We start from the raw sequence: 26,004 nt of genomic DNA on the forward strand, positions 1-26,004 counted from the left end.
TTTGTTCTTAATTAGCACTTTAGCAAGTTAACGAGCTGTGTAAATATTATTCACTCAGTCTAAATGAAATTAATTGTCATTTAACTATTGACGAACACTTAAATCTAAGTAACAATCATTATCAACAACTTGGCTCACTTCGAAGTTCTCACAGCAAAATCAATGTCTATAAAGGATTGGTATTGACTCGCCAAGTTTGTTCAAGCTGTAACACTTGATTGTAAGTTGCTTCCTCGACCCAAGCATCGACATAAAACGTTACACTTTACTTGCTACATTGCTCATATCGGTGACGGTAGATATGACACGAAAAAGCCCGCAATGGGCTTTTTTTATTTCTTTAATTTTTCTGTAAAATCTGTATCTTAGGCCTACTTAGAATTTTTAAAGCTTGCCATTGCTGTTAAATTAGGCAATTGAGGTGGTTAGGTCTAAACTAAAAGTGATGTTTCGCCCTTTACTACGATGGCAATGCAATTATCAATAAAAGTTGATATTTAAACTCATTTGGAGGCCGACTATGTTCAAGCCTAATTTAAAATCACTCATACTTTGTAGTGCTCTCATTATTTCACCTTTAGCAACAAGTGCTAGTTTCGAAGACGCCCAGTTAGCTGCGAACGAGGGGCGATTTGAAGAGGCTCTTCAAACGTATAATTACATGGCTGATAGAGGTTATGCCCCTGCTATGTATGAACTTGGTAAGTTATATGAAGGTGGTTTTGGTGTTAGACGTGACTACCATAAGGCCGCTGAGTTGTATCAAAAAGCGGTTAAGAAAATTCATGCTGATTCTATGTTTGCCCTTGGCGTACTCTACCAAGAAGGCAAAGGTGTGAAGCTCGATAAAGAAAAAGCAATTTCACTTTTTGAAATGGCGGCACAAAAGAATCACCCCGCAGCACAGTACAATTTAGGTGTGATGTACGCGAATGGCGAAGGTGTATTACAAGATTACCGTACTGCCATGAGTTGGTATCAAAAAGCAGCCGCAAATAACTTTTCGTTGGCGCAGTTTAATATGGCACTGATGTATTATGATGGCTTAGGCGTCCCTAAGAACCTAGAAAAATCATATATTTGGAATACAATTGCTGAATACAACGGCAATATGGATGCAAGTCATAGTCGTAAACTAGACGAGCGAAACATGATGCCGGCAGAGATTGAAGCAGCTAAAGAAAAGGCTGATGCTATTTACGCTAAAATTCAGGCAGGTCTTTATGCGCCTGATGGCCGCCTGTAGTGTGAGGTACTTGCGTCTACTGGCGCAAGTACATCCATTTTAATAGCTTAATTAATAATTTATTTTGTTTTAAAAGCATTGATGTACGCGGATTAAACTTCCCTGACACCAGTGTATTACGAGCGTGGCTAAAAGTCTTAAACCCCTCTATGCCATGATAATGCCCCATTCCAGACTCCCCAATACCGCCGAACGGTAGTTGATCCGCTGTTACCTGCATCAAAACATCATTAATCGCAAGTGTGCCACTTCGAATTGCCGCACTAAGATCAGAAATTACAGTCGAGTCATGACCAAAAATATACAAAGCAAGTGGATGCGGACGACTATTAATAAAAGTGGTTACTTGGCTGAGTGAGTCATAGCTCATAATTGGTAATATCGGTCCGAAAATTTCCTCTTGCATGACTTTCATATCATCACTTACTTGAGTGAGAATATGCAAACCCATACGGTGCTTGAGTTCGTCAGCTGTATTCTCTTCATAAGCTGTAAACAACTGTGCGCCTTTTGACTGTGCGTCTTCTACATAGCTAGATAGACGTTCATAATGTGCACTAGAGATTATCGAAGTTAGGTTTTTTCCTTCAACACCTTGCTGATAATGTTGTTTATAAAGCTCACAAAGCTGCTGAATAAGTTGGTGCTCTAGGTTTTTTGGAACAAATACATAATCAGGTGCAACACATATTTGACCTGCATTATTAAGTTTACCAAATAATAATGTGCGAGCAACGGCTTTAATATTCACATCATCAAGCACAACAACGGGAGATTTACCTCCTAGTTCAAGGGTCACAGGGGTTAAGTGCTGACTTGCCGATTGCATCACTTTACGACCAACCGAGGTTGACCCCGTGAACAGCAGATGTGCAAACGGTATGTCACTAAATGCGGCGGCAATGTCAGCCCCCCCTTCGATGACAACACAATGGCTTGCAAGCTCATCTTTGAATATTTCTGTTAACTGTGCATTGGTATGGGGGGTAAACTCGCTGAGTTTTAGCATAACCCGATTACCAGCGGCTAAAGCGCTAATAACAGGCACAAGGGATAACTGAATAGGGTAATTCCAAGGCGCTATAACACCCACAACCCCTTTAGGTTGATATTGGATGTGGGCATGTGAAGGCCATAAGCTGATCCCAACAGAGCGAGATTCGTTACGTGTCCACTTGGGTAAACGCTTTATGGTGTCAGAAATCGCTTTGACTGTTGGTAGTAAATCTCCAAGCACAGTATCAAAACTTGTTCGATAGCCAAAGTCTTTACTCGCAGCAGCAACAAGCTGTTGCTCATTCTCAATCAACCTCTTTTTAATCGTTTTTAAGAGGTTTATACGTGTTTGTATTGGCAGTAAAGGTTGAGATAAAAAAGCGTTATTCAGCTGCTCGAATTGATTAATCAACCCCATTTGAGTATTCGTCAAAATTGAACCCCTTAAAAGATTAAGTTCAGACTATAACCTTCTATAATTCTGTGGGCAATATTACACGTTGAAAAACAGCACCCAGTTGGGTGCTGTTGATTGGTTGGATGGTTGGTTTAAACGCTGACGGATTAGAAACCGAAAACAGCAGCTACAAGGGTCATTGTCACTATGGTGATCATCGCGATGGCGATAATATTCAGTGCAAAACCAGAGCGGATCATGTCACGCATTTGAATTTGCCCAGAGCCAAACACAATGGCATTTGGTGGCGTTGCTACAGGCATCATAAACGCACAACTGCACGCAATTGCCGCAGGAATAACCCAAACAAGTGGCGTACCAAATACTGATTCAGCAACCGGACCTAACAGTGGCAAGAAGCCTGCAGCTGTCGCCGTATTGCTGGTAATCTCTGTTAAAAAAGTAATTAACGCGGTTACAGCTAATACGCTCAGTACCAGAGGTATAGCACTAGCACCTTCAATCATATGCGCTATGTATTCAGCTAAGCCTGATGACTTTATTTGTGCCGCCAATGTTAAACCACCACCGAACAGTAATAAAACACCCCACGGTACTTTCGCTGCACTTTCCCAATCAAGGATACGCTCACCGTCGCCTTTATTAGCAGGTAGTACGAATAACAGCAGCGCAGCTGCAATAGCAATCCCAGTGTCTGATACATTTAATCCTGAGTAATCAGCGATCAAAGGTCTGAAGATCCAGCAAATAGCTGCTAAAGCAAATACCAGGGCAACGCCCTTCTCTGCACGCTGCATTGCTCCCAGCTCTTGAAGCTGAGACAAAAAGAGTGATTTAGTGTCTTTACTGGCCGCTTTTGCACATTGTGTATCTACTTTATAGGCAAATTTAGTCAACCACACCCAGCATAAAATAAGCATAATGGTCGCAAGGGGTACACCGACTTTCATCCACTCGGCAAAGCCAATATCTATCTTGTAGCTGTCTGACAAATAGGCAGCCATTAATGCATTTGGCGGGGTACCAATAAGTGTTGCAATACCACCAATACTTGCACCATAAGCGATGGATAATAATAATGCTTTACCAAATTGGTCATTTTCTGGATTTGACTGCTTAACCAACATAGTAATCGACATCGCAATCGGTAACATCATCACTGCTGTCGCTGTATTAGACATCCACATTGATAAGAAAGCCGTTACTAACATCATGGCTAAAATTTGTAGACTTGGCTTAGTCCCTGCACGAAGCATAGTGTTAAGTGCAATACGCTTATGTAGACCCCAACGCTCCATCGCGATTGAGATCAAAAAGCCGCCTAAGAATAAAAAGATCAAAGGGTGTGCATAAGGTGCTGCGACGCCTTTGATTGCAGCAATATCAGCAAGAGGAGATATAACAAGAGGCAATAAAGATGTTGCGGGAATTGGCACAACCTCACTCACCCACCAAGAAGCCATCCAAAAAGCAAGGCCTGCCGTTCTTAAAGCTGGTACACTCATACCAGCAGGTGGCTCAATAAAGCACGTTAACAGCATCACCAATGGGCCTAGTAATAACATTACTGTGCTCATTAATGGGCGTGGCTGTGTACCATCTTTTGTTTGATTAACTAATGACATACTAACTCCTAGAACTTGTATTTAAGACCAAGCGCAATACTGTTGTCTGATTCAAGTTCAAGATCTAAATCAGTGTAAAATAAGTAAGCCGTAGTCTGTTTATCAAATACGTAGTCAAGTCCCGCTGTCCATTGCTTGCCCTCTTCTGCATGACGGATTTTAGAGTCATCTTTCACGTATTGAAGCTTTGGTACCCACTTATCAATGGTGTAACTAGCACTGAGTGCATAACCATTCCCTTCTTTTATGCCATCGGTAGATTCACTGCGTTGAAATAAGCCGCCCAGTTGCAAATTGTCATACTTCCACGTTGCAACAACTCGACTTGCCGTTAATTTATTTAACGCATCAACATGGCTTATAGCAACATAGTATGTTTTTGATTTTAATGCACGGTCACCATAAATAATAGTTGCAGCAAAACCAGCCTCATCATTACTGCTATCATCTTTAGGTGCATAAGTAAGTGCTAAAGATGCACCACCATAGGTCTTAGAACTGTAGGTAATTGTGTCGCCAATACGATCTTGACCTGGAATGAGCTGTGCGATATCTGCTTGGGTTTCGTTAAAACCGTCTATTTTACCTTCTGAGTATTTAAAACGAGTATCATTACGACCCACAACCACTTCACCAAAATTACCTGCAAGACCTAAGTAGGTATTACGCGCTGAAAATGGTTCGTCAGTATCATCATGCTCAAAACCCTTTACTTGTACTTCATATTTGAAAACGGCTTTCAGGGATTCTGTTAGTTTATGACTACCTTTAATACCAATTCGAGAAAATGGTGCTTCAATTTGAGTACCTTCATCGACGTATCGCATAACACCAGTATCAGTGTTTGCTATTTGGACTTCCGCTTTACCGTATATTGCATAATCAGCAGCAAATGCTGAGCTGGCAAAACAGGCTATTGCTACACTCGCCGCAAGGTGTGTTTTTGTTTGAGTTAATATTGTTGTCATTATGTGCCCCCTGTTATTAGGTTCAAATTGTTGTTCCTAACAACAGAGGCAAATTGGTTGCCAACTCAAATTATTAAATTAAATACCTTTTATAACAGTGCAGTGTCACTATTTAATCAATTTAAAAGGCGGGAAGTGTGCGGTTTCCCACACAATTAAAACGCTTAGTTGTCACCAAACCCACACTAATCTTTAAACATATCGCGGTTGATTCCATATTTTGCCATCTTGTCATAAAGAGTTTTGCGCGCAATCTGCAAGGTTGCCATGGTATTTTTGATACTCGCGTTGTTTCGCTCTAGCGCATCTTCAATTAATGATTGTTCATAAAAACTGACTTTTTCCGCTAAGCTTAAATCTTGTGCGAGTTCATTATCATTATTATTTTGATTATAAGAGGCAAATGCTAAATCAGAGCCGAGTAACACTGCACGTTCAGCTTGGTTTCTAAGTTCTCGAACATTCCCTGGCCAATCATAAGCGAGCAGCCGCTGTTTAGCCTCGGTGCTAAGTGGTGCGGGCGGCTTATGAAACCGTGTCGCAGCAATCGAGCTAAAGTGCTTAAACAATAATGGAATATCGGCCTTTCTATCCCTAAGAGCTGGAATACTCACTTTAACTAAATTTAAGCGATAATATAAATCGGCTCTAAAATCGCCTGTTTCAACCAGTTTTAACAAATCAACTTTGGTTGCTGCGACAATACGCACATCAAGATCGATTGCATGATTATCACCAACCGGAGTCACTTTCCTTTCTTCAAGAACACGAAGTAATTTAACTTGTAAGCTTGCCGGTGTTGATTCGATTTCATCTAAAAAAACAGTGCCACCTTTAGCAAATTCAAACTTGCCTTGGCGAGACTGAGTCGCGCCTGTGTACGCGCCACTGGCTGCACCAAATAACTCACTCTCTATTAATTGCTCTGGAATAGCACCACAGTTAATAGCAACAAAATTAGCACTAGAACGATTACTTTGATCATGTAAGTAACGGGCCACAAGCTCTTTCCCTGTCCCTGTTTCTCCCTCTATTAATACATCTGCGGGTGTATCAATCACGGCATTAAGTAAATGCATCATTTGCTGCATTTGTTCGGTTTCACCTAAAATACGCACACCTGGCGCGGATGTTTTTTCGACCGCAAGTTTTAATGCGCGATTTTCCATCACTAAAGCACGCTTTTCACAGGCTCTAGCAATACAGTCAAGCAGTTGCTCCGTGAGTGGCTTTTCAAATAAGTCATAGGCGCCAAGTTGCATTGCTTTTACAGCAACAGAGACATCAGCATAACCCGTTAAAAAGATAACGGGTAATTCGCTGTCAAATGCCCTTACTTGTTCAAGAAAAGCCAAACCGTCCATTTTCGGCATATTAATGTCACTTAAAACAACTCCCTCAAAGCGGCGACTTAACTTTGTTAAAGCACTCACAGGTTCATTAAAACATTGCACTTGATAGCCTTCAATTTCCAGTAGTTGCTTTAATGAATCTCGAATCATGGCCTCATCATCAATAACAATGACTTGCTTACAAGCCCCCGTAACTAAGCTCATTGTGTTTCCTTATTCGTTTGCAATGTAATAATAAATTGGGCACCACCAGCAGGCCGGTTATGAGCACTTAAGCGGCCATTAAATGAGTCGATAATTTGCCGTGAAATTGATAAACCCAGCCCTAAACCATTACTCGTCTTGGTGCTGTAAAATGGCTCAAAAATATTGCCTAAAGCATGCTGATCAATCCCTGGCCCCGTATCTAATATTGATAATTTCACACGATTATCAAATAACTCCAATTCGAAACTTAACTCTCGCTGTTCACACTCAGACATAGCTTGACTGGCATTGGTTATTACGTTCACCAAAACTTGCTCGAACTTAACGCTATCGACCAAAACGCTAATGTGCTCATCTATGTTTGCGTTTTTAATAGTAACGGCGTCTTGCTTTAGCTGCGCGCTGGCGATCATCAAGGCGTTTTTTAACATCTGGGCGAGGCTATGTCGACGTAACTGAGTCTGTGATGGCTTACTAAAGTGCTTAAGTTGTGCCACAATTTTATGTACGCGCTCAATTAATGACTGAACTAAAACGAGGTTTTCGCCAGCCCGCGCTATATCGCCTTTTCCTAGCAGCCGCTTGGCACTGACTAAATAAGTGCTCATTGCGCTAAGTGGCTGGTTTATCTCATGGTTTATGCCTGCACTTAACTGCCCTATCGTAGCAAGCTTAGCCGTTTGAATAAGCGCCTTTTGCGCTTTCTCTAATGCTTGGGTTCGTTCAATGACTTCTTGCTCCAAGCTATGACGAGAAAAAAGTAACTTCTTATAACCGGCAAACCTCACCATCGACATATGAATTAACGCTGCAAGTACAACATAAAATAAACAAAACCATAAAAGTCTGGGGATTTGTGCGGCTGATAAATGGCTTATATCAACCAAGACAGTCGCTTTTGCTTGGATAATATCGATATTTTGGGATGCAGCAACAAAGCTTGCATGTTTGTCGTTAAGTACAATTCGCTGTAATGCAATATTTTCGCTAAGCGCTTGCCCTGAATAAGCTAATCTTTTTGGAATGTGTGATAAATACCGTCTTGAATCAATGAGATTCGCCATCGCCTGTTCATTTAACCTGTTCAACGAAGTCAAACGCCAACTTGCCACATCTGACATTACAATGACGCTATCGGGCAAGGAAATATAAAAATGTGTGCTTTGAGATGTATTTAATAGTTGGCGGTCTTGTTCAAACTTTTTTGCATTGACTTTTAAACTGACAACGGCAATGACTTTGCCATCTTCAATCACAGGTTCCGAAAAATAAAAGCCTCGTTCACTGGAACGCATTCCAAGGGCAAAGTAGGCTACTTTTTGTTTGTTTTTAGCTAAATAAAAGTACGGCCTAAATGCAAAGTTACTTCCTAAAAAGGTATAGTCAACTTGCCAATTACTACTTGCGATGACTGAGCCTGTTAAGTCCATTAAATAAACATCAGAGGCTCCGCTGGCTTTTTGAATATCTTCGAGGTAATAATTAACCGCTTGCTCGCCAATTTTTTTATTCGAAACAAACGATTTAACTAAGTTATTTGCGCTAACAAGAGAGGGAATCGTTGCAAAGCGAGCCAGTTCACTTGAAAAGTAATGGCTTAATTGTGAGGCTTGAACAGCACTTTGCTGCTTGGCTTTATCAAAATCGTGTTGTCTACCAAAGTAAAAAACAAGTACTAACAAGCACACCAACAGCGCAACAGCGCCCACTAATTTTTTACTTAACGATGACATTGTGACCTTAAGTCATAACACTACTAGAATTTGACTTGGTAGTGTAACGATAATTCTTCGGTTGTTCCAGCCACAGCACCACTGGCAACGCGAGGGTCAAAAACATCATAGCGTTTGCCAAATAAATTCTCAGCTTTTAAGGCTAAATGGCTTCTATCCGTTAACTGCCATTTGATACTTCCACCTAGCAAACTATATGCAGATTGTTTAAAGTAATCGCCATTTTCAGCACTCACCTCTACTGTATCTCGCCAAATTACATTTAAATTGATTTGCCAGTTATCAAAAAGGTTGTAGCTTGTAATTAAACTAGCAAATCGCTTAAAGCTAGGGTTAATAGGATCATGGAAGTACTGCGTGTAAGTTCCAGACAAGCGCAGGCTCTCATCAATTTGCCATACACCATCTAGCTCAACACCACTATTTTGTGTATTAAATGAGTTAGCAAAGGTAAAGAAAGCCTCACTTCCTTCGTAAGGTTCTACGTTTACAAAGTCATTTAATTCGTTGTAGAACAAAACCGTATTCAGTTGTAATTTGTCAGTTTCGTAATGCCAAACAAGTTCTGTTGTTTTTACTTGCTCGGAGTCAAGAGACGGATTACCAATGGTCACGTTGTCATTTGAAAATAACTCATTAGTGACAGGCGTCCTAAACGACTCGCCATATTGAACTTTTAATGTATGCTGGGGATTAATAATAAGTATACTTGCTAAGCGCGGTGATAACTTACTATCAATGTTGTTAACGTTGTCGTAACGTGCCCCAACAAAAAACGTGAACATCTCAGAGTAAGGAATTTTTACCTGCCCATAGGCGCTGTACGTCTCAAAAGTATATTTCAACGAATCAAATTCAGGAAAATCCAATACAGTAACGATGCCTTGTTGGTAATACTCAGGCGCAACTATAACTTGCTCAGACTGGCTATCATAATAAGTCGTTCTAACACCCGCCTCTACCTGCTCTGCTTGGGCATATTCTAAACCGGCTACTAGCTGCCATTGATTATCAAATTGGTAGTTTAGTTCTATGTCAAACTTCGTGTCTGTTGTTTGCCATTCAGGGCCGAGTAAAAAATCGGGTATATCAGAGAAAGTGGCAATTAAACCGGCACTTGAAATAGCATGTTCCGTGTATGAAAGGTGACTATCTACAGTTAGGTTATCGCTTTCGAACCATGTGTAGTTAACACCTAAAAACTGATTATCGCTTGTGTGCTGGTTTTGAGATGAGTAACCTGCAAGATTTAAAAACTCATCCAATTTTGTTTTGTTGTATCGCGCACGCAGTTCAAGTTGGTCAACATCAAGCCCTGCTTCAAAATAAACTGCTTGTAAGGGGTCTCGTACTCCTTGAGCGTACTTTTCGCCATCTTTCTGGTCATAAGAAAGTGAAAAGAATGCAGATATTTGTTCGTTAAATTGCCTATGGAACTGCCCAGTAACCCCAATACGCCCGTTACTACCTGCCAGTACGTTGAGTGAATTACGCTCTTGACTGGTGACAATATTCATCACTCCAAGGAACGCATTACTGCCGTACAAAGCCGAGCCTGGGCCTCTTATAAACTCAATTTTTTCAATGATATCAATAGGGATATATGGCATGTAAACAGATGCTTTACCAAATGATGATTCATTGACTCGCTCTCCATTGATCATCACTAAGACATTGCCATTATCTAAATAGACACCGCGGGCATGTTCTTTAGGAACCGCCCCAACCCAGTCTCCCCGTGTTGATTGCATACCAGGCACAAAATTCATCACCTCATAGGCATTATCAACTCCTAAAGCCTGTATTTGATTGCGGGTAAACACACTCATTGTAGAAGGGACAGAAGAAAGGGTTTCATTCGTTTTACTGGCAATATCAACCTGAACATTGAGTAAATCCTCAAAGCTTAGGTTAAATAAATCTTGCTCAATATTCACCATTTCAGCAGTAGAAGCGGCCGAATACAAAAAGAGCGAGAGAATTGCTGAACATCTTAAAAACATTTGCTGCGTAAGACCTGTATCAAAGCAACGTGCTGACATGCAACACACCATTTACACTATTAATACAAAAGATAGACACGCTTGCAATATTTTTATAGCTTAAGTCACAAAAAAGCTCATTAACAACAGCTTAAATGCTTTATTAATGAGCTTAACCTCTTAACAGCTGAGAAATTATTAAATTTTTCTAGCTAAATTGTTTGGCGCTATCTGTGCGTTTATTTTTGATATATTTATACAAACCTATTAAGGAGGCAGCAATCCAGAAAATTTCAATGACAAAACTGGCTAAGTTGAAATTGTAGCACAGACTAATCAGCAGCAAGATTGCGCCTGTTAAGTTCATCATATTGTAAACAAGCCCTGTCGGAGACGCCTTGTTTAGTTGCAGTAAGAAAAAAGCACCAACAACTAGAAATGTACCTGTCATGCCAATAATATCAAATAAAAGTGCTATCACGTTTATGTGTCCATTATATTCAATTTGTTTATACCCAAATAACTGGCCCAATCCATGGGGAGGGTTGATTTCATTCGTTGAAACAGCAAACCGAGAGATGGTATCAGAATAAAAAGAACAAACGAGGATAAATGTCCGTATTTAATTTCTATTTATGGTTAACCTTGCCACCGATGATTTTTAATGCGGGCGCCCCACGGATCATAGTTGCACGTGCAAACGGGCGTTCACATTGCGGGCAAATTCCCTGCTTAGAAGTAAAGTCTTGGCTTATACGCTCTATAAAACATTTAACCAGCGCACCTTTGCCACCTTTTCGGTATTTGAATAACTGTGTTTTACATTGACTACAGAAAATATCGACCGTTTTTGTCGGCCCTTTTTTATTGGGTTTAGCCATGACCCTCTCATCAATCGAGTTAGATAAGCTATGCTAACATGGCTAAGGCCATACTCCCAAAACTAAGCCAATAAGTGAAAATTGTAAAATTGAATAGCCTGCATTAACTAAAAACAACTTTAATGGACGTTGCTCAAAAATGTAACATAAACCAAGCGAACTACTCACCCAACACACCCCTACCAAAAACCCTGTACCGACTGACAAACCAACACTTATTTGCTTACCAATGAATAAAGCGAGCGTAAAAGAAATCACACAGCATAGAATAAAGCTGCCACCAAACACACGAAACGGATTGATCTGTTGTAAATCCAGCTCGGTTAAGCCACAGCTTTCCATCCATATGCGTTTAAATAACCATGGAGAATACCAAACAGCGCCCAGTAAAAAGGAAGCAAGTGCAGCAAATAAAATAGCCAAAAAATTAAGCTCTGAAAAATCCATACACCAAGACTCATACAGCTAGTGATTATTTCTGAATGTAGTTAAGGATCCACAAAGCAGCAAATAAAATGGGACAAATGGAAGGTAAGCTGTTTGGAGTTAATGCTGAACAGGCTTTTTTTGTAATTTCCGCTGTAATGTACGCCTATGCATATTTAATTGTCTGGCCGTTTGGGAGATATTTCCCTCATTTCTGTGTAGCACATGTTGGATATGCTCCCATTCAAGACGCTCAGGTGACATAACTTGGCTCGACTGAGTGTCACTCTCAGAGGAGTTCGCTTCAACATCTCCTAAAATAATTTTTATTAATGAATTAAAATCAACAGGTTTTGGTAGATAGTCATCAGCCCCTAAACGAATGGCTTCAACAGCGCTGGCGATACTAGCAAAGCCCGTTAGCAACACAATTCGAGCGGTAGGAAATTGTGTTCTGATTGGTTTAATCAAGGTAAGACCATTATCATCGCCAATTTTTAAATCTACCAAAAAGTGGCTTGCTTCAAAAATAGCTAATTTTTCTAATGCTTGCTTACTACTGTGGGCAAGCTCACATTCAAAGCCCTGTTTAACAAAACGCCTTGCCAATGTATTAGCAAGATTTATATCATCTTCAATAATCAAAAGTTTCATACTATTTTTAAACTAACCATCGCAATAGCACCTTGTTTAGGGTGATTGTATAGTGTTAATGAGCCATTTAAGCGTTCTAAAGTCGCATTAGATAGCATGACTGCCATACCCATACCTGTACTACTTGGCATAAGCTGACCCCCTAATGATGCCATTTGCTGCTCACTAAAGCCTTGACCAAAATCACGTAAAGACAATAAGAGCTGTTGTTTATCTATTTGCCAATCTGCCTCTATGGTGTTTTTTTGGTTATTATTATTCGCCGAAACTGCATTTTGTAGCAAATTTAACATAGCAGGTAACAGCATAGCGTCACTCAATATGGAGCATTGTGGTGCATCATTTAGCCAATGTAAGGTTTGCTCAGGAAAATGCAGTGTCATCGCATCTTGAATTGTCTTTTGCAGTGTTTGAGCGCTAATAACCTGCTGTGTTTCACCGGTTCTTAAAGCATTTGAAAGAGCTCTAAAATGAGCGAGTTGTTCTTTACACTGAGACAGTGGTTTAGCCATCTCATGAACAATAGGATCATCAGGCTGTTGCTCTTGCAGCTCTTCGAATAACAACTGTAAGTTGGCAATCGGCGTTGCTAATTGATGTGTCACTTGGGCTGCGGCACCATCGAGTGTCAATAGTTGTTCGTGCCTTAATTGCTGCTCGCGGGTTCGAGCAATAGTGGCTTCTCTTGCTCTTAACGTGCTATTTAGTGTGCCAATGACAAACGCGATAACAATGGCACTAATAACAAAGTTTATCCACATACCGATAAAATGATGTGTCATCTGCATTTGGTGCATGGTGTGTTCAGGCATTTTTATCAATAAAAAACTGTAAGCTGCTATTGCTAGCACTGCAATATAGGCTAGCCCCTTAGCATTCACAGAAACTGCGGCTATCATTATGGGCAGCAACAGTAACGAGACAAATGCATTCGTTGCACCGCCACTTAACGAGAGCAAAATAGTTAAAAAGAGTAAATCAGCGGTAAGTTGCATCAAGACAGCTGTGGGCTTGGCCTTGGTTACTTTGCGATAAGCGAAAATACTTAACAGCTGAAAAACGGCTTCAATACAAATAACAGTTAGCAGAGGTAGTAAAGCTATCTGATATTCAAATAAAAAATACACCGCAATCACAGCAAAAAACTGCACCGCAATGGCGGCACTACGAAGTACTAATAAACGACTTATCGCCGGATCGGTTTGCATAGTGGACTCTTTACGACTAATCATCGTCCATAGAAATTGTAAACACAGCACAAGGTGTACCTTGGTGAAAGACCATTTGCCATTGTTTGCCATTAAAGCGCCAAAGTGACATACGTACAGAATAATTAAATTCCGCACGTGCAGAGCGCCTAAAAGCAGCTTGATAGCTTAACTGCGCAATATCATCACTCAGCATACGGCCTTTAAAGTGTTGATTATAAAACTGAGGGACAACTTCAGTAGGTAAACGGGTTAAAACTTGGAATTTATTAAACGACGTACCGTCTGCAGCAATTTCGATAAAATCATCATCGAGCAATGCATCAAGCGCCTCAGTTGACTGTCTTACCTCTGGCTCCAGTAATTGTCTTTCCGCATCAATCAAATGATTAAATAACGTCGCTTTAATTTTACCGCTCATCTTTATCCTTACTGTTTGAGCACTTTACCGCCCTGCATCACAAAGTTGACGCTGTTCAGCTGACTTATATCATCAAGAACGTTCATGTTAACACTGATGATATCCGCTTGCTTACCAACACTCAAGTCACCGAGTTTATCACTCTGCCCTAACAGCTTTGCCGCCTCGACAGTCGCGGATTTGATAGCTTGAGTAGGTGTCATGCCATATTTTACAAGTAACTCAAATTCATTGGCATTCGCGCCGTGCCTTGAGACACCAGAATCAGTACCAAATGCAATTTTAACATTGTTTTTTAGCGCAAGTTTAAATGAAGCTTCCATTTTTGGTGCCACAAACTCAACTTTATCTGCTATGGCCTTCGGCATGTTTGGATTACTTAAAGCTTCTTTTTTAACAGTCGCACCTGCTAACAAGGTTGGCACCAAATACGCATCATGCTGTTTAAATAGCTTTATCGTTTCTTTATCTAAAAACGAGCCATGTTCAATTGAGTCAACCCCCGCTTTTAATGCGGCTTTTATTCCTTGTGTACCGTGTGCGTGAGCCGTTACTTTTCGTCCTAAATGATGCGCTGTATTAACAATTGCAGACAGCTCTTTATCGGTAAATTGTTGATTAACACCTGCAGCAGTATTACTCAAAACCCCGCCAGTTGCCGTGATTTTGATCACATCAGCGCCACTTTTTATGACATCACGAACTGCTCTAGTACAATCGTCAGCCCCATTGCAAACGCCTAGCCCAAGACCTACAGCTTCACTGATATCTCGACGATAGCCATGCATATCAGCATGGCCTCCCGTTGGTGTGATCATATCACCTGCTGCAAAAATGCGTGGACCAACGATATCACCTCGCTCTATAGCACGCTTTAACGGAAATATAACTTGATAGCTACTACCTAGGTCACGGACAGAGGTAAACCCAGCCTCGACAGTTCGCTGTAAATACTTTAAAGAGCGTAATGCATTATCAGCTTCGTATTCGGTAGTCCATTGGTGCGGGTTGCGTTTTGCATCGCGCTCAAACGTCACATGCACGTGCATATCAATAAGACCAGGCAGTACCAACTGGTTTTTTAAATCAATAACATCAGCATCACTGAGATTTAACTGCTCTTTAGTTAAGTAACCTGCTTTTATTGCGGCAATTTTGTTGTCTTCAAGAATAAGAGTTTGCTGCTCTTTCACTTCTTGCTCAGTGCCTGCGAGCATTTTTCCAGCATAAATAATCGTAGTGTGCGCGTTAACAGCAAATGCGGATAATAAAGACAGTACCGATAATGTGCTTATTTTTAGATTTATTTTCTTCATAATCGCCTCTTTTTTATACTAGGTTTAACCTAAATGCTGGGTAAATGCCATTATTTGCGACGTGATGGAGCGTTACGCTAGTCTTAAGATGTGAATTTTGATATAACTTTGGGGATATTTAACAAGTCTGACCACATAAAGAGAACACATTATGTCTTATGCCCAAATTACTGGCTGGGGTAAATGTATACCACCAGCAAGCATCAGCAATGATGAAATTAGCAATATTGTTGATACCAATGACGAATGGATCACAACACGTACAGGCATTAAATCTCGTCGTGTCAGCCATGTTTCTACTGCCGATTTAGCCACCGTTGCCGCAAAGCAAGCTCTTGCCTGCGCTGGTGTTGACGCTAAAGACATTGATTTGGTGTTATTGGCTACCTGTACACCTTCTACAATGGTTGCTAACACTGCGTCTTTGGTTCAAAAAAATATTGGTGCGGTCGGCGCCGCAGCGATGGACACCAACGCTGCATGCTCAGGCTTTTTATATGCATTACAAGCTGCAACCGCACAAATTCGTGCAGGCATGATCAAAAAAGCTGTCGTTATTGCTGCTGAACGTATGACTTGGTATGTAAACTGGGCCCGCCGTGACAGTGCGGTATTATTTGGCGATGGCGCGGGTGCAGTTGTATTAGAAGCGTCAAATACACCATCTGGTTTGCTTGCAACCAAAACGGGCTGTGATAGCGAAGACAGAGACATTCTTCACATCGAAAACTTTGGTAGCGATCTTAACAAGTACCAACCAATTGGCCCGTCTAATTTATTATTTGAAGGCCGTGAAATTTTCAAACGTGCTGTAAAAGGCATGAGTGAAGCCTGTGATGATGTTTTAAACCAAGCACAGTTACAACTTGATGATATTGATGTATTAGTGCCTCATCAAGCTAACTTACGCATTATCCAAGCAATTCAACAGCGTCTAAAAGTAGCTGACGAAAAAGTAATGGTTAACATCGCGGATTACGGCAATACATCAGCAGCAACAATTGCCATCGCACTTTGTGAGGCCGTAGAACAAGGCTTAATTAAGCCGCATTCAAATATAATGTCTGCTGCCTTTGGTGCAGGTTTAACGTGGGCTGCAAGCTACATTAAGTGGGGTGAGCGCGTTACGCCAATAGCGAAGTCTGACGCAGCTTTACCACCTTGTGATAAAACAGGACTAGAGTTAGTAGCCCCTGCGGTAGCAGCGTGCAAAGGCACTGAATAATTCAAATTAAATTAAATATTAAGCGCGGCAATAGTCGCGCTTTTTCCTGAGGGTTTCAATGGAATTATTAGGCATTCATCATGCCGCTATCATTTGTAGTAACTACGCTCACTCAAAGCATTTTTATACAGAAATTTTAAAACTGCCTGTAATTGATGAGCAGTATCGCAGTGCACGTGATTCTTATAAGCTAGATCTAGCACTGCCAGATGGCAGTCAGATTGAATTATTTTCCTTTCCTGATGCGCCACAAAGACCAAGCTATCCAGAGGCTCAGGGATTACGGCATTTAGCGTTTAAAGTTGCTGATATTGCTAAAGCGAAAGCATATTTAGAACAGCATGGAATTGTAGTTGAAGAAATTAGGCTGGATGAAATCACCGGGAAGCAGTTTACGTTTTTTGCCGATCCCGATGATTTGCCATTAGAGCTATACCAAGTTTAATTTTATTGGAAGCGCTCTTGTAGGTAATTAAACACCGCTCGAATACCCAAAGCTTCACCACCAACAGGACGCCCAGGTAATGCACGTAAGTTCCATGCCATTACATCAAAGTGAACCCAAGACGTGCTCGGTTCAATAAACTCTTTCAAATAAAGCGCTGCGGTAATTGCACCGCCGAATGGAGTTGACGCACAGTTGGCAATATCTGCCACATCACTTTTTAATAATGCTTTGTATTGGTCAAACAGCGGAAGTTGCCAAACTGGGTCATGACAACTTTCACCGGCATCTAATAATTTATTGGCAACATCACGGTTGTTCGCAAAAAAACCTGGTAACTCAGTACCAAGGGCAATACGACATGCGCCAGTTAAGGTTGCGAAGTCGATAATAAGTTCTGGATTATCATTTTGCGCTTCAGCTAAAGCATCACACAATACTAAACGACCTTCAGCGTCTGTGTTGTCAATTTCAACCGTGATCCCTTTACGTGTTTTGATCACATCGCCTGGTCTAAATGCATTACGTGATACGGCATTTTCAACCGCAGGTACTAAAACACGTAAACGAATAGGCAGGTTGGCAGCCATGATTAACTGTGCAAGACCAATCACGTGTGCAGCGCCACCCATGTCTTTTTTCATGTTGCGCATGCCCGAACTTGGTTTTAAATCTAAACCACCTGAGTCAAAACAAACCCCCTTACCTACTAGCGTTATTTGAGGTGCATCTTGTGCTCCCCAACGTAAATCTAGCAAGCGAGGTTTATTTTCACTCGCACGACCAACCATATGAATTGTTGGGTAGTTCTGTTCTAAAAGCTCATCTCCAACCCACTCGCTGAAATCACCATCATAGGTGTCTGCTAGGTCTGTCATAACCTGAGATAAATGCTGAGGCATCATATCTGCAGCTGGTGTGTTTACTAGATCACGAACAAGGTTAATTGCATTTGCTTGTTGTGTTAAACGCTCAACAAGGCTTTTATTTTCAATTGCTAATTGCGCGCGTGGTGAAGGCTTCTCTTTGTATTCGCTAAATTCATAGCCGCCTAGCATAAAACCAAGCGCAACCTGTTCTATAAACTTTTCTTCACCTTGTATTTGGTAACAACCAGCAGGCAGTTTTGTCGATAGCTCACCGGCTAACCAAAAATCTTGAAGATCTGCCACTAAACAATAAACGTGAGTAAGCTCACCGGATTCACTGTCGGCAACCAAAGCCAAGCCTTTATTCTTAAAATCGCAATTAGCTAGCCAATTTTGTAGTGCCTTTGATTGTGATTTAAGCCAATCTGAAAGTTGCGCTTTTTCAACGAAAGACAAAGGAATACCCGATGAAGAATGACGAATTAATGAACTCATTAAACGACTCTAAATGAAGAAAAGATAATTAAGCATACCAATAACAAGCAACAAAAGGTATAGCATTCAAGCTATTTAGCTAAATCAAAGAAATAAAAATTATTTTTGATTTTTCTCTTCCGCCTCTTCTTTGGCCACTTGCTGATCGATCTCTTTAATTGACTTGTTGATATTGAAAGAGCTAGGTAAAACATCTACACCAACCCAATGGCCTAACTTCACAACTAAGGGAATTGTTATTGGTGCAAAGGGTAAAACAGCAAAGACACCAAGACCTAAGCCCTTTAAAATATCTAAGAACTGTTCATTAGCGGTATGTAATTCTTCTTTGCTAGCATTACCTTGAGTGTAACGCTTGTAGATATGCAACATTTCTTTGGTTTCTTGCTTTTCTTGTGCAAGTGCAATCTTTAATGCCACCATAGCGCGCTTGAAACGTAATTGCTGACGTCTTTTTGTTATTTTAGCTACCCTAAATGGGGCTCTATGAATGACTTTATATAATCGCATGTTGCTATTCTCACACAGCAAGGGGACTTCACAAAGCATAATTTACTTATATTAACTTTTACATTACCCTGCACACTCTTTTATTACTATTTTAAATTTCACATGCACGAAACTAACCAGCACAGCAATCATAAACCACAAAAACCGGCGCCTGATGAGTGCTGTGGTGGAGGAAGTTGCTGTCCTTGTGTTTGGGATGAGTACCGCGAAAAATTAAAGCAATGGCAATTAAGTAATAAAACACAACAAAAGAAATAAACTGTTACCCCTTCCTTTTAGCTCAAAAATTATACAAACACTCAATTATTAAATTTTTTTTCTAACTAACAGATAAATTTTGACTATTTTTAATCAATTTAAGAATAATTTATCTTCTTAAATTTCATGCACATAATAAAAATAATCACAACAAAACTTCCCTTCCTGCGCCAAAAACAACACACCATTAACAATTTGCAAAATAAATTTACAGTCGGTATAAGTTGTTTACACCAAGTTTAAATACCTATTTGGTGGCATAATCATAACTATTCTAACTGGGGAAGTCAGAATGAAATTAAAAAATAGTGCATTACATCACGCAATTAAGTTTGCGTTAGCTACCACAACGGCTGGCCTATTTGTATCAGGTTCAGTTGTTGCCGCAGAGCAAACTGCTGAAGAAACAAAAGTTAATAAAAATGTTGAAAAAATTGCTGTTGTAGGAACACGTTCAGCACCACGCTCAATTGGTGATTCACCGGTACCTATTGATATTATTGGTGGTGAAGAATTAACGAAAGCAGGCAACACAGACATGCTTGAGTTATTAAAGGGCTCAGTTCCATCTTTTAACGTGCATCAAAATCCAATCAGTGACGCAGCGTCACTTGTTCGCCCTGCCAACTTACGTGGTTTGCCATCTGACAGTACATTAGTATTAGTTAACGGCAAACGTCGCCACCGTGCTTCTGTTATTGCATTTTTAGGCGGTGGTATTAACGATGGTGCTCAAGGTGCTGATATTTCGGTAATTCCTAGTATTGCCCTAAAGCAAGTTGAAGTACTTCGTGATGGTGCTGCTGCACAGTATGGTTCTGATGCTATCGCGGGTGTAATGAACTTTGTATTAAAAGATGCCTCTGAAGGCGGCTCTTTTGAGATCCGTAAAGGTGAATACTATGAAGGCGACGGCGATACCACGCAAATCTCTGGTAACGTAGGTCTTCCTTTCACAGATGATGGCTTTGCAAATTTAAGCTTCCAATACAAAACGGCTGACGCAACAAGTCGCTCAGTTCAACGTCCAGATGCAGCTGCACTTGCTGATGCAGGTGTGCCTGATGTCTCTCCGCTTGCGCAAGTTTGGGGTGCACCAGAGGTCGATGACGATATTTCAATTTTCGGTAATATCGGTCTCGATTTAAGTAGTACGTCACAGTTTTACATGTTTGGTAACTACTCTGAGCGTGATGTGCGTGGCGGTTTCTACTATCGTAATCCACATACTCGCCCTGGTGTGTACTCAAATGACGGCGGTGAAACGCTACTTGTTGGTGATTTAACTGGCGACATGAGCGGCAACTGTCCTACTGACATCATGATTGATGATAACGTATTAGATAACCCAGATTACATTAACGGTGTTGCTAACAACCCTGACTGCTTTGCATTTAATGAAATTCTACCTGGCGGTTTTACCCCTAACTTTGGTGGTAACATTACAGACACTGCATTAACAATTGGTACTAAAGGTGAAGTAACTAACGGCTTTTTAGAAGGCGCATACTACGACTTAAGTGGTTCTGTCGGTTTTAATGAATCTCGCTATTTCATTTACGATACCATCAATGCTTCGCTTGGTCCTGAAAGCCCGCGTGACTTTAGCCCAGGTAAATACACGCAGTTAGAAAAGAACTTTAACGCTGATTTATCAAAAGGTTTTGACTTTGGTTTAGCTTACGATGTAAACGTAGCCGGTGGTTTAGAATGGCATGAAGAAACATTTACTGTTGTTTCTGGTGATGTGGCATCTTTCACTGCGGGCCCTTTAACAGAGCAAGGTTTTGGTATTGGCTCAAATGGTTTCCCAGGTTTCAAACCTTCTGATGCTGGTGAATACACACGCCGTAACTACGCAGCTTACGTCGATATTGAAGCACCATTTACTGAAGAATTTTTAATGGGCTTAGCGCTTCGTTACGAAGATTATGATACTTTTGGTTCAACCACTAACTATAAGCTAACAGCGCAGTATCACTTAACTGAAGACTTAAATATTCGTGGTTCATTAAGTACAGGTTTCCGTGCTCCAACCGTTGGTCAGGCTAACGTTAGTAACGTACAAACAAACCTAAGCAGTGGTGTATTAGTGGACTCTGCCCTATTACCACCTACTAACCCGATTGCAGTACAATTAGGTGGTACAGAGCTTGAGCCAGAAGAGTCGCAAAGCTACACATTTGGTGCAGTTTGGACTTTAGGGGACTTATTCTTAACAGTTGATTATTACAATATTCAAGTTGATGATCGTATCAGTCAATCAGACAAAATTGAGTTAAGCCAAGCGGATAAAGACACACTCGAAGCAGCAGGCGTACCTAACGTACAAAATCTTGCTCAAGTTAGTTTCTTTACCAATGACTTTGATACCACAACGCAAGGTGTTGACCTAGTGGCTAACTATGCAACTGAATTGTTAGGTGGTAGCTCTACATTCAGCTTAGCTTATAACTGGAATGATACTGAAGTAACTAAATCAAGCCCAATCACAGGCGAATTTAAAGTAAGCCGCCTTGAAAATGATTTACCAAATCACCGCGCAACACTTAGCTGGGCGCAACAGTGGGAAGATTTTTCTGCATTTACACGTGTGAACTATTTCGGTGAATACCAAGGTGTGCACGTAGATTACGACGCAACAGCTAAAACAGCTGACGCAGCTGTAACCATTGATGCAGAAGTAACGTACTTCTTAACTGAAGAAATCAGTTTCTCTGTGGGTGCACAAAACCTGTTTGACCAAGAAGCTGAAAAACTCGATTTCTTTGATAACACAGGCATTCCAAATAGCAACTGGGGTGGTAAGTACTACGAAACATCTCCATTTGGTATTAACGGCGGTTTCTACTACGTAAAAGCAACCTATACGTTCTAAGCGAGCTTAGGAACTAACCATGCTAAATAAAAAGGCGAAAGACATTTCGCCTTTTTCGTTTTATAGTGAATAAAAATAATAATTTCATCGTAATGTCATGTTGCTAAATAAAGCCAATCAACTCCTTGCTGAAAACAAATTAAAAGAAGCTGAATTTCACTTCAAAGCTTTGTTAGATGCCAATCCTGAAAGTGGTGAAGCTCTATTTGGTTTAGGTAGAATTGCACTACGCTTAGAGCGATATGACGCCGCTGTTTACTTATTACAACGCGCTTGTGAGCGGCTTCCTTATATGCTTGAGCCTTTGCATGCACTTGCAGATGCGTTTAATGGTGTTCACTCTCCAAACGATGCTTTAACTGTACTGGAGTATGCAAAGTCCATCGCCAGTCACAATCCTGAGCCTCATTACTACCTTGCTCAACACTACTTAACTTATGGCGAGCTAGATAAAGCGTACAGCACATTGCAACATGCTTTGACTATGGGTGACTACCCTGTAAAAGCCTATATTTTATTTGAACTTGTGCAGTTTGCTCGGTTTAATCACGAGCAAAACTACATACAAGAACTGCATCAGTTTCTCACACTCACAAATAACTTACGCTTAAAAATGGTTTGTTATTATGCGCTGGGTAAAAGCTACGATATTTTAGACGACACAGACCAAGCATTTAATTACTTTACACTTGCCAACAAACTACAGTTTAAGTTAACAACATTTAAAACAGCAGAGCTTACGCCGTTTTACCAAGATATTATTCAACATAATAGCCAGGCTTTAATCAATTCTCGCGATCGCTTTTTTAGTGGCACCATTACGCCAGTGTTTATTATTGGCATGCCCAGAAGTGGCTCAACATTGGTTGAGCAAATGCTAATAAGCCATGATAGTTTTTCAAGCTTAGGCGAAGATGCAAGCATTAGTAATGAAGTAGTCTCGTATATTGAACAACAAACGCAAACCCCTTACCCTGCTTGCTTGGCAAAGCTTGATCAAGGGCTGATCAATCATGCCCGTAACATCTACATTGAACGAATAAAACAAGCGCCCCAAGTGCGCCCATTTATGATCAACAAACTACCCGCTAATTATCAATCTCTTGGCTTAATATATTTGTTATTTCCAAATGCCAAGTTTATTAATATGCAGCGCGACTACAATGCGATTGCATGGTCAGTCTTTAGTAATTATTTTGCTGAAAACGAACCCTACTTTTGCTCTCTCACTGAGTTCAAACAGTACTTTGATTTATACACTGAGCTTATGGCACATTGGCAGCACACTATGCCAGAGGCAATTTTTGACCTTAACTATGAACAACTTGTCACAGAGCCAAAACAAACATTACAATCTTTAAGCGAATTTTTGGCTATTAAATACAGTGATCACTTTTTAGATTTCTATAAATCAAATAAACCTGTGGCTACACTCAGTAAAGCGGCTGTCAGGCAACCGCTTTCAACAAAAGCAACAGAAAAATACAAACGCTACGAAGTGGCAATGCAAAAGCTTATGAGTGGGCCTCAAACCAATTCAGAAGATCAGCAAACTGGTCCTGACGAGCCTGTGGATGAGTAAGCATGTTAATATGGTCATAATCAACTTTATGACCGTATTTGCGCCCATAAATAGTCATAGTTTGTTTACCTATGCCTGACTCAGCCATAAACTTTTCGATATCAATGGGCTGGCACAGTGCTTTGTCTTTAATCCCCGCAACATGCATGATCGGTGGTAACGCTTTATCGGCTAATGCTTTGGCGTAATCAAAACCATCGTCAGTATCGACCCAAGGTTTGCGCTTAGCCCATTGCATACTTTGGTAATGGGATTTACGGGTTTCATCATCACTACCCCACTTAAGTTTTTTAGCAGGAACAAAGCCATGCTTGCGGGCGACTAATGGCGCCAGCCCATACCAAATTAAATTACCTTGAATATACTTGCTCGGATGGTGGTTATACAAAGACCGCTTAGAGCCAAAATAAGCACACGCTTTTACATCTTCAATCAGCTCAGGAAAACGCGCAAATACACTGTTCATTAACACCCCGCCCCAAGAGTGTGCCACCCAATAACGAGCAGGCTCACCTTCAAGCTGTTTAATCTTTTCTAAAAATGCGGGAATATCTTCTAAAATAGCCTCAGTTTGGCCATACTTTGCGTGCTTTGAAATCGCAGGCTTACTCTCTCCACGACCACGTAAATCAGCCACATAGCAAGTATAACCCTGTTCAGCTAAAAAAGGGGCCAAGCCTTTATTACTGTGGGTGTAAAAGATTTTGCCATTTTCAACAGCACCATGCATAAAAAACACTGCAGGTCCTTTGGCATCCGTTTTACAGATACGGCGTAAGTGTAATGTTTGGCTTTCGGCGAGCTTTATAAATACTGATTCTTGTTTAATCGTCACGTTTGACCTTTTTATTCTTATAGACTCATCGTACCAGTATTAAGTTACGCCAGTCTATTGGGCAAAGCAAGCATTATGAAATGATAGTCAAGGAACCGCTATGACGTATAAAAGGGCTAAAGTAAGCATTTTTGTTAACACTAACAGCGCTTATCTAAAGCACCAATATCAAGCCTAAGTTAATGTGCCGCCATCATTAAACGTGAAGTAATCCAAATGGCAAACCGAGAATAACGTTTATAAAATACTCGTTAAAATTTTAATTTATAAGATAATTTCATCCTTCGGATGATGGATTCCATCGTATATTTTAACTGGCTCTAAATCATAGGGGTTAACACCCTCAATACACGCAACATTGATTGCAAATTGATGAGGGTTAGAACGCCTTTGATGATGAGTATATATTCCACATGCTTTACAAAAATAGTGTTTTGCTGCCATGGTGTTAAATTGATAGAGGGTTAAGTTATCCTCGCCTTTAATAATTTTTAGGTTTTCAAGCAAAACAGAAGCAGCAATTGCTCCACGCTTACGACACATAGAACATGAACAACGACGCGGGTCTTCTAAGCCATGTGGCATAATCAGCTCTAACTCTACGGTGCCACAATGACATTTAGCATTATGTACTTTTTTATTTCCATATTGTTACCTCCCATCTGACACTAAAATTTAGAGTTGGGAATTTGATTTGATGTGCTTTATTTCCCCCTTATTCGCATATTTTAAGTATGGTAAAAATAATCTGTACGGCACTCGTCACCTATCCCGTTTACCAATAAAATTCTTTTCAATTCATATTATGCTTTCCTGAGTTTATTTTTGGTAAGAAGCTTTTGTTTTGTATCTACTTTTTAGGACGTAACATGCGTATAAAGGTGTTATCTGCCAAAATATAATGGTGAAACAATGCAGCCGCGGCATGAAAGCCGATTAAGTAATAACCTAACTCGCCGACTGTTTCATGTATTTCTTTTATAGACTTACCCAACTCCTTGTTTTCACTTGCTAATGCAGGAAGCTCTATACCGAAAAATGGCACTGGTTTTCCTGCCATACTCAATATTAACCAGCCTGCTATTGGCATCGCCAACATAAACACATAAAGCGCAATGTGTACTAATTTAGCTAAAGCATCTTGCCATTTAGCAGGCGTAGGCTGTATTGCGGGTATCGGACCTGCCAATACACGCATAACTATCCTCACAACGACTAAAGCTAAAACTGATAAGCCCAACATAAAGTGCCACATTTTAAAAGCATTACGAGTTTCAGTACCTTTATCAAATAATTCACGTAGCTCAATACTAGCGAAAACAGTAACAATTAAAATAAACATAAGCCAGTGTAAGGCAATTGAAATAGTGCTGTAATGAGTTGTTGTATTTTTAAAATTCATAAAGCCTCGTTTGTACAGAAACGCATTCACAGTAGTACCTAGTTTATATGCGTTTGAAATTCGTGGATTTAG

Annotated in this window: 23 protein-coding genes and 1 pseudogene; 6 read left to right on the top strand and 18 right to left on the bottom strand. The window is 40.5% G+C overall.

The annotated features are described in order from the left end of the window. The first annotated feature begins 520 nt into the window (after positions 1-520). The gene (locus PAARA_RS05005) at positions 521-1,246 is read left to right on the top strand and encodes a tetratricopeptide repeat protein (protein ID WP_062567961.1); all 726 of its coding nucleotides are present in this window, start codon (positions 521-523) and stop codon (positions 1,244-1,246) included. A 16-nt stretch (positions 1,247-1,262) separates the two neighbouring features. On the opposite strand, the gene PAARA_RS05010 is transcribed toward PAARA_RS05005, so the two are convergent. From PAARA_RS05010 to PAARA_RS05070, 13 genes are all read right to left on the bottom strand, one after another. Next, the gene (locus PAARA_RS05010) at positions 1,263-2,660 is read right to left on the bottom strand and encodes a coniferyl aldehyde dehydrogenase (protein WP_062567962.1); all 1,398 of its coding nucleotides are present in this window, start codon (positions 2,658-2,660) and stop codon (positions 1,263-1,265) included. 146 nt (positions 2,661-2,806) lie between these two features. Continuing rightward, positions 2,807-4,237, bottom strand: coding sequence for an SLC13 family permease (locus PAARA_RS05015; RefSeq protein WP_062568173.1), 1,431 nt, complete (start codon positions 4,235-4,237; stop codon positions 2,807-2,809). A gap of 56 nt (positions 4,238-4,293) precedes the next feature. Continuing rightward, positions 4,294-5,253: a porin gene (locus PAARA_RS05020; RefSeq protein WP_062567963.1), complete on the bottom strand. Its 960-nt coding sequence runs from the start codon at positions 5,251-5,253 to the stop codon at positions 4,294-4,296. Positions 5,254-5,438: 185 nt separating this feature from the next. Beyond that, positions 5,439-6,809: a sigma-54-dependent transcriptional regulator gene (locus tag PAARA_RS05025; RefSeq protein WP_062567964.1), complete on the bottom strand. Its 1,371-nt coding sequence runs from the start codon at positions 6,807-6,809 to the stop codon at positions 5,439-5,441. Then, positions 6,806-8,545: a sensor histidine kinase gene (locus tag PAARA_RS05030; RefSeq protein WP_062567965.1), complete on the bottom strand. Its 1,740-nt coding sequence runs from the start codon at positions 8,543-8,545 to the stop codon at positions 6,806-6,808. Before PAARA_RS05030 ends, PAARA_RS05025 begins: the two co-directional genes overlap by 4 nt. A 23-nt stretch (positions 8,546-8,568) precedes the next feature. Further along, positions 8,569-10,587, bottom strand: a complete 2,019-nt coding sequence (locus PAARA_RS05035) for a TonB-dependent receptor plug domain-containing protein (RefSeq protein WP_245219895.1) — start codon at positions 10,585-10,587, stop codon at positions 8,569-8,571. A 148-nt stretch (positions 10,588-10,735) separates the two neighbouring features. Next, a complete protein-coding gene (locus tag PAARA_RS05040; protein WP_062567966.1) occupies positions 10,736-11,008 on the bottom strand; it encodes a CBU_0592 family membrane protein in 273 nt (90 codons plus the stop codon). Positions 11,009-11,156: 148 nt separating this feature from the next. Further along, positions 11,157-11,408: a hypothetical protein gene (locus PAARA_RS05045; protein WP_062567967.1), complete on the bottom strand. Its 252-nt coding sequence runs from the start codon at positions 11,406-11,408 to the stop codon at positions 11,157-11,159. Between the two features lie 42 nt (positions 11,409-11,450). Then, complete coding sequence (locus PAARA_RS05050) at positions 11,451-11,855, bottom strand: DUF1761 domain-containing protein (RefSeq protein ID WP_062567968.1); 405 nt, start codon at positions 11,853-11,855, stop codon at positions 11,451-11,453. A 99-nt stretch (positions 11,856-11,954) separates the two neighbouring features. After that, on the bottom strand, positions 11,955-12,488 hold the full coding sequence (locus PAARA_RS05055; RefSeq protein ID WP_062567969.1) for a response regulator transcription factor: 534 nt from the start codon (positions 12,486-12,488) through the stop codon (positions 11,955-11,957). Further along, positions 12,485-13,696: a sensor histidine kinase gene (locus PAARA_RS05060; RefSeq protein ID WP_062568175.1), complete on the bottom strand. Its 1,212-nt coding sequence runs from the start codon at positions 13,694-13,696 to the stop codon at positions 12,485-12,487. The genes PAARA_RS05055 and PAARA_RS05060 overlap by 4 nt, the downstream gene beginning before the upstream one ends. Positions 13,697-13,712: 16 nt before the next feature. Then, the gene (locus PAARA_RS05065; RefSeq protein ID WP_062567970.1) at positions 13,713-14,117 is read right to left on the bottom strand and encodes a nuclear transport factor 2 family protein; all 405 of its coding nucleotides are present in this window, start codon (positions 14,115-14,117) and stop codon (positions 13,713-13,715) included. An 8-nt stretch (positions 14,118-14,125) separates the two neighbouring features. Then, positions 14,126-15,433 carry a metal-dependent hydrolase family protein gene (locus PAARA_RS05070; protein WP_062567971.1) on the bottom strand — a complete coding sequence of 436 codons (1,308 nt, stop codon included), beginning with the start codon at positions 15,431-15,433 and terminating at the stop codon, positions 14,126-14,128. 151 nt (positions 15,434-15,584) lie between these two features. Between PAARA_RS05070 and PAARA_RS05075 the strand changes: the two genes are divergently transcribed. Beyond that, positions 15,585-16,658 carry a ketoacyl-ACP synthase III gene (locus PAARA_RS05075; protein WP_062567972.1) on the top strand — a complete coding sequence of 358 codons (1,074 nt, stop codon included), beginning with the start codon at positions 15,585-15,587 and terminating at the stop codon, positions 16,656-16,658. 58 nt (positions 16,659-16,716) lie between these two features. Next, entirely contained in the window at positions 16,717-17,103 is a 387-nt protein-coding gene (gloA2, locus tag PAARA_RS05080; RefSeq protein WP_062567973.1) for an SMU1112c/YaeR family gloxylase I-like metalloprotein, read from the top strand. Between the two features lie 2 nt (positions 17,104-17,105). Here the strand turns inward: gloA2 and PAARA_RS05085 are convergent, their stop codons facing one another. Both PAARA_RS05085 and PAARA_RS05090 read right to left on the bottom strand, forming a co-directional pair. Then, a complete protein-coding gene (locus PAARA_RS05085; RefSeq protein WP_062567974.1) occupies positions 17,106-18,467 on the bottom strand; it encodes a leucyl aminopeptidase family protein in 1,362 nt (453 codons plus the stop codon). A gap of 99 nt (positions 18,468-18,566) precedes the next feature. Beyond that, positions 18,567-18,977, bottom strand: a complete 411-nt coding sequence (locus tag PAARA_RS05090; RefSeq protein WP_062567975.1) for a hypothetical protein — start codon at positions 18,975-18,977, stop codon at positions 18,567-18,569. Between the two features lie 102 nt (positions 18,978-19,079). Between PAARA_RS05090 and PAARA_RS20345 the strand changes: the two genes are divergently transcribed. The 3 genes from PAARA_RS20345 (at position 19,080) to PAARA_RS05100 (ending at position 23,695) form a co-directional block, all read left to right on the top strand. Beyond that, positions 19,080-19,235, top strand: coding sequence for an oxidoreductase-like domain-containing protein (locus PAARA_RS20345; protein ID WP_083515256.1), 156 nt, complete (start codon positions 19,080-19,082; stop codon positions 19,233-19,235). A gap of 292 nt (positions 19,236-19,527) precedes the next feature. Further along, positions 19,528-22,113, top strand: coding sequence for a TonB-dependent receptor plug domain-containing protein (locus PAARA_RS05095; protein ID WP_062567976.1), 2,586 nt, complete (start codon positions 19,528-19,530; stop codon positions 22,111-22,113). Positions 22,114-22,210: 97 nt separating this feature from the next. Then, positions 22,211-23,695, top strand: coding sequence for a tetratricopeptide repeat-containing sulfotransferase family protein (locus tag PAARA_RS05100; protein ID WP_062567977.1), 1,485 nt, complete (start codon positions 22,211-22,213; stop codon positions 23,693-23,695). Here PAARA_RS05100 and PAARA_RS05105 read toward each other — a convergent pair. The 3 genes and pseudogenes from PAARA_RS05105 to PAARA_RS05115 form a co-directional block, all read right to left on the bottom strand. Beyond that, positions 23,628-24,530 carry an alpha/beta fold hydrolase gene (locus PAARA_RS05105; protein ID WP_062567978.1) on the bottom strand — a complete coding sequence of 301 codons (903 nt, stop codon included), beginning with the start codon at positions 24,528-24,530 and terminating at the stop codon, positions 23,628-23,630. The genes PAARA_RS05100 and PAARA_RS05105 overlap by 68 nt on opposite strands. A gap of 264 nt (positions 24,531-24,794) precedes the next feature. Further along, positions 24,795-25,160, bottom strand: a pseudogene (locus PAARA_RS05110) (GFA family protein); the annotation flags it as partial. A 220-nt stretch (positions 25,161-25,380) separates the two neighbouring features. Further along, complete coding sequence (locus PAARA_RS05115) at positions 25,381-25,932, bottom strand: cytochrome b (protein ID WP_062568176.1); 552 nt, start codon at positions 25,930-25,932, stop codon at positions 25,381-25,383. Between the last annotated feature and the right edge of the window lie 72 nt (positions 25,933-26,004).

It is taken from the genome of Pseudoalteromonas arabiensis, from assembly GCF_001550155.1.
GTDB lineage: Bacteria > Pseudomonadota > Gammaproteobacteria > Enterobacterales > Alteromonadaceae > Pseudoalteromonas > Pseudoalteromonas arabiensis.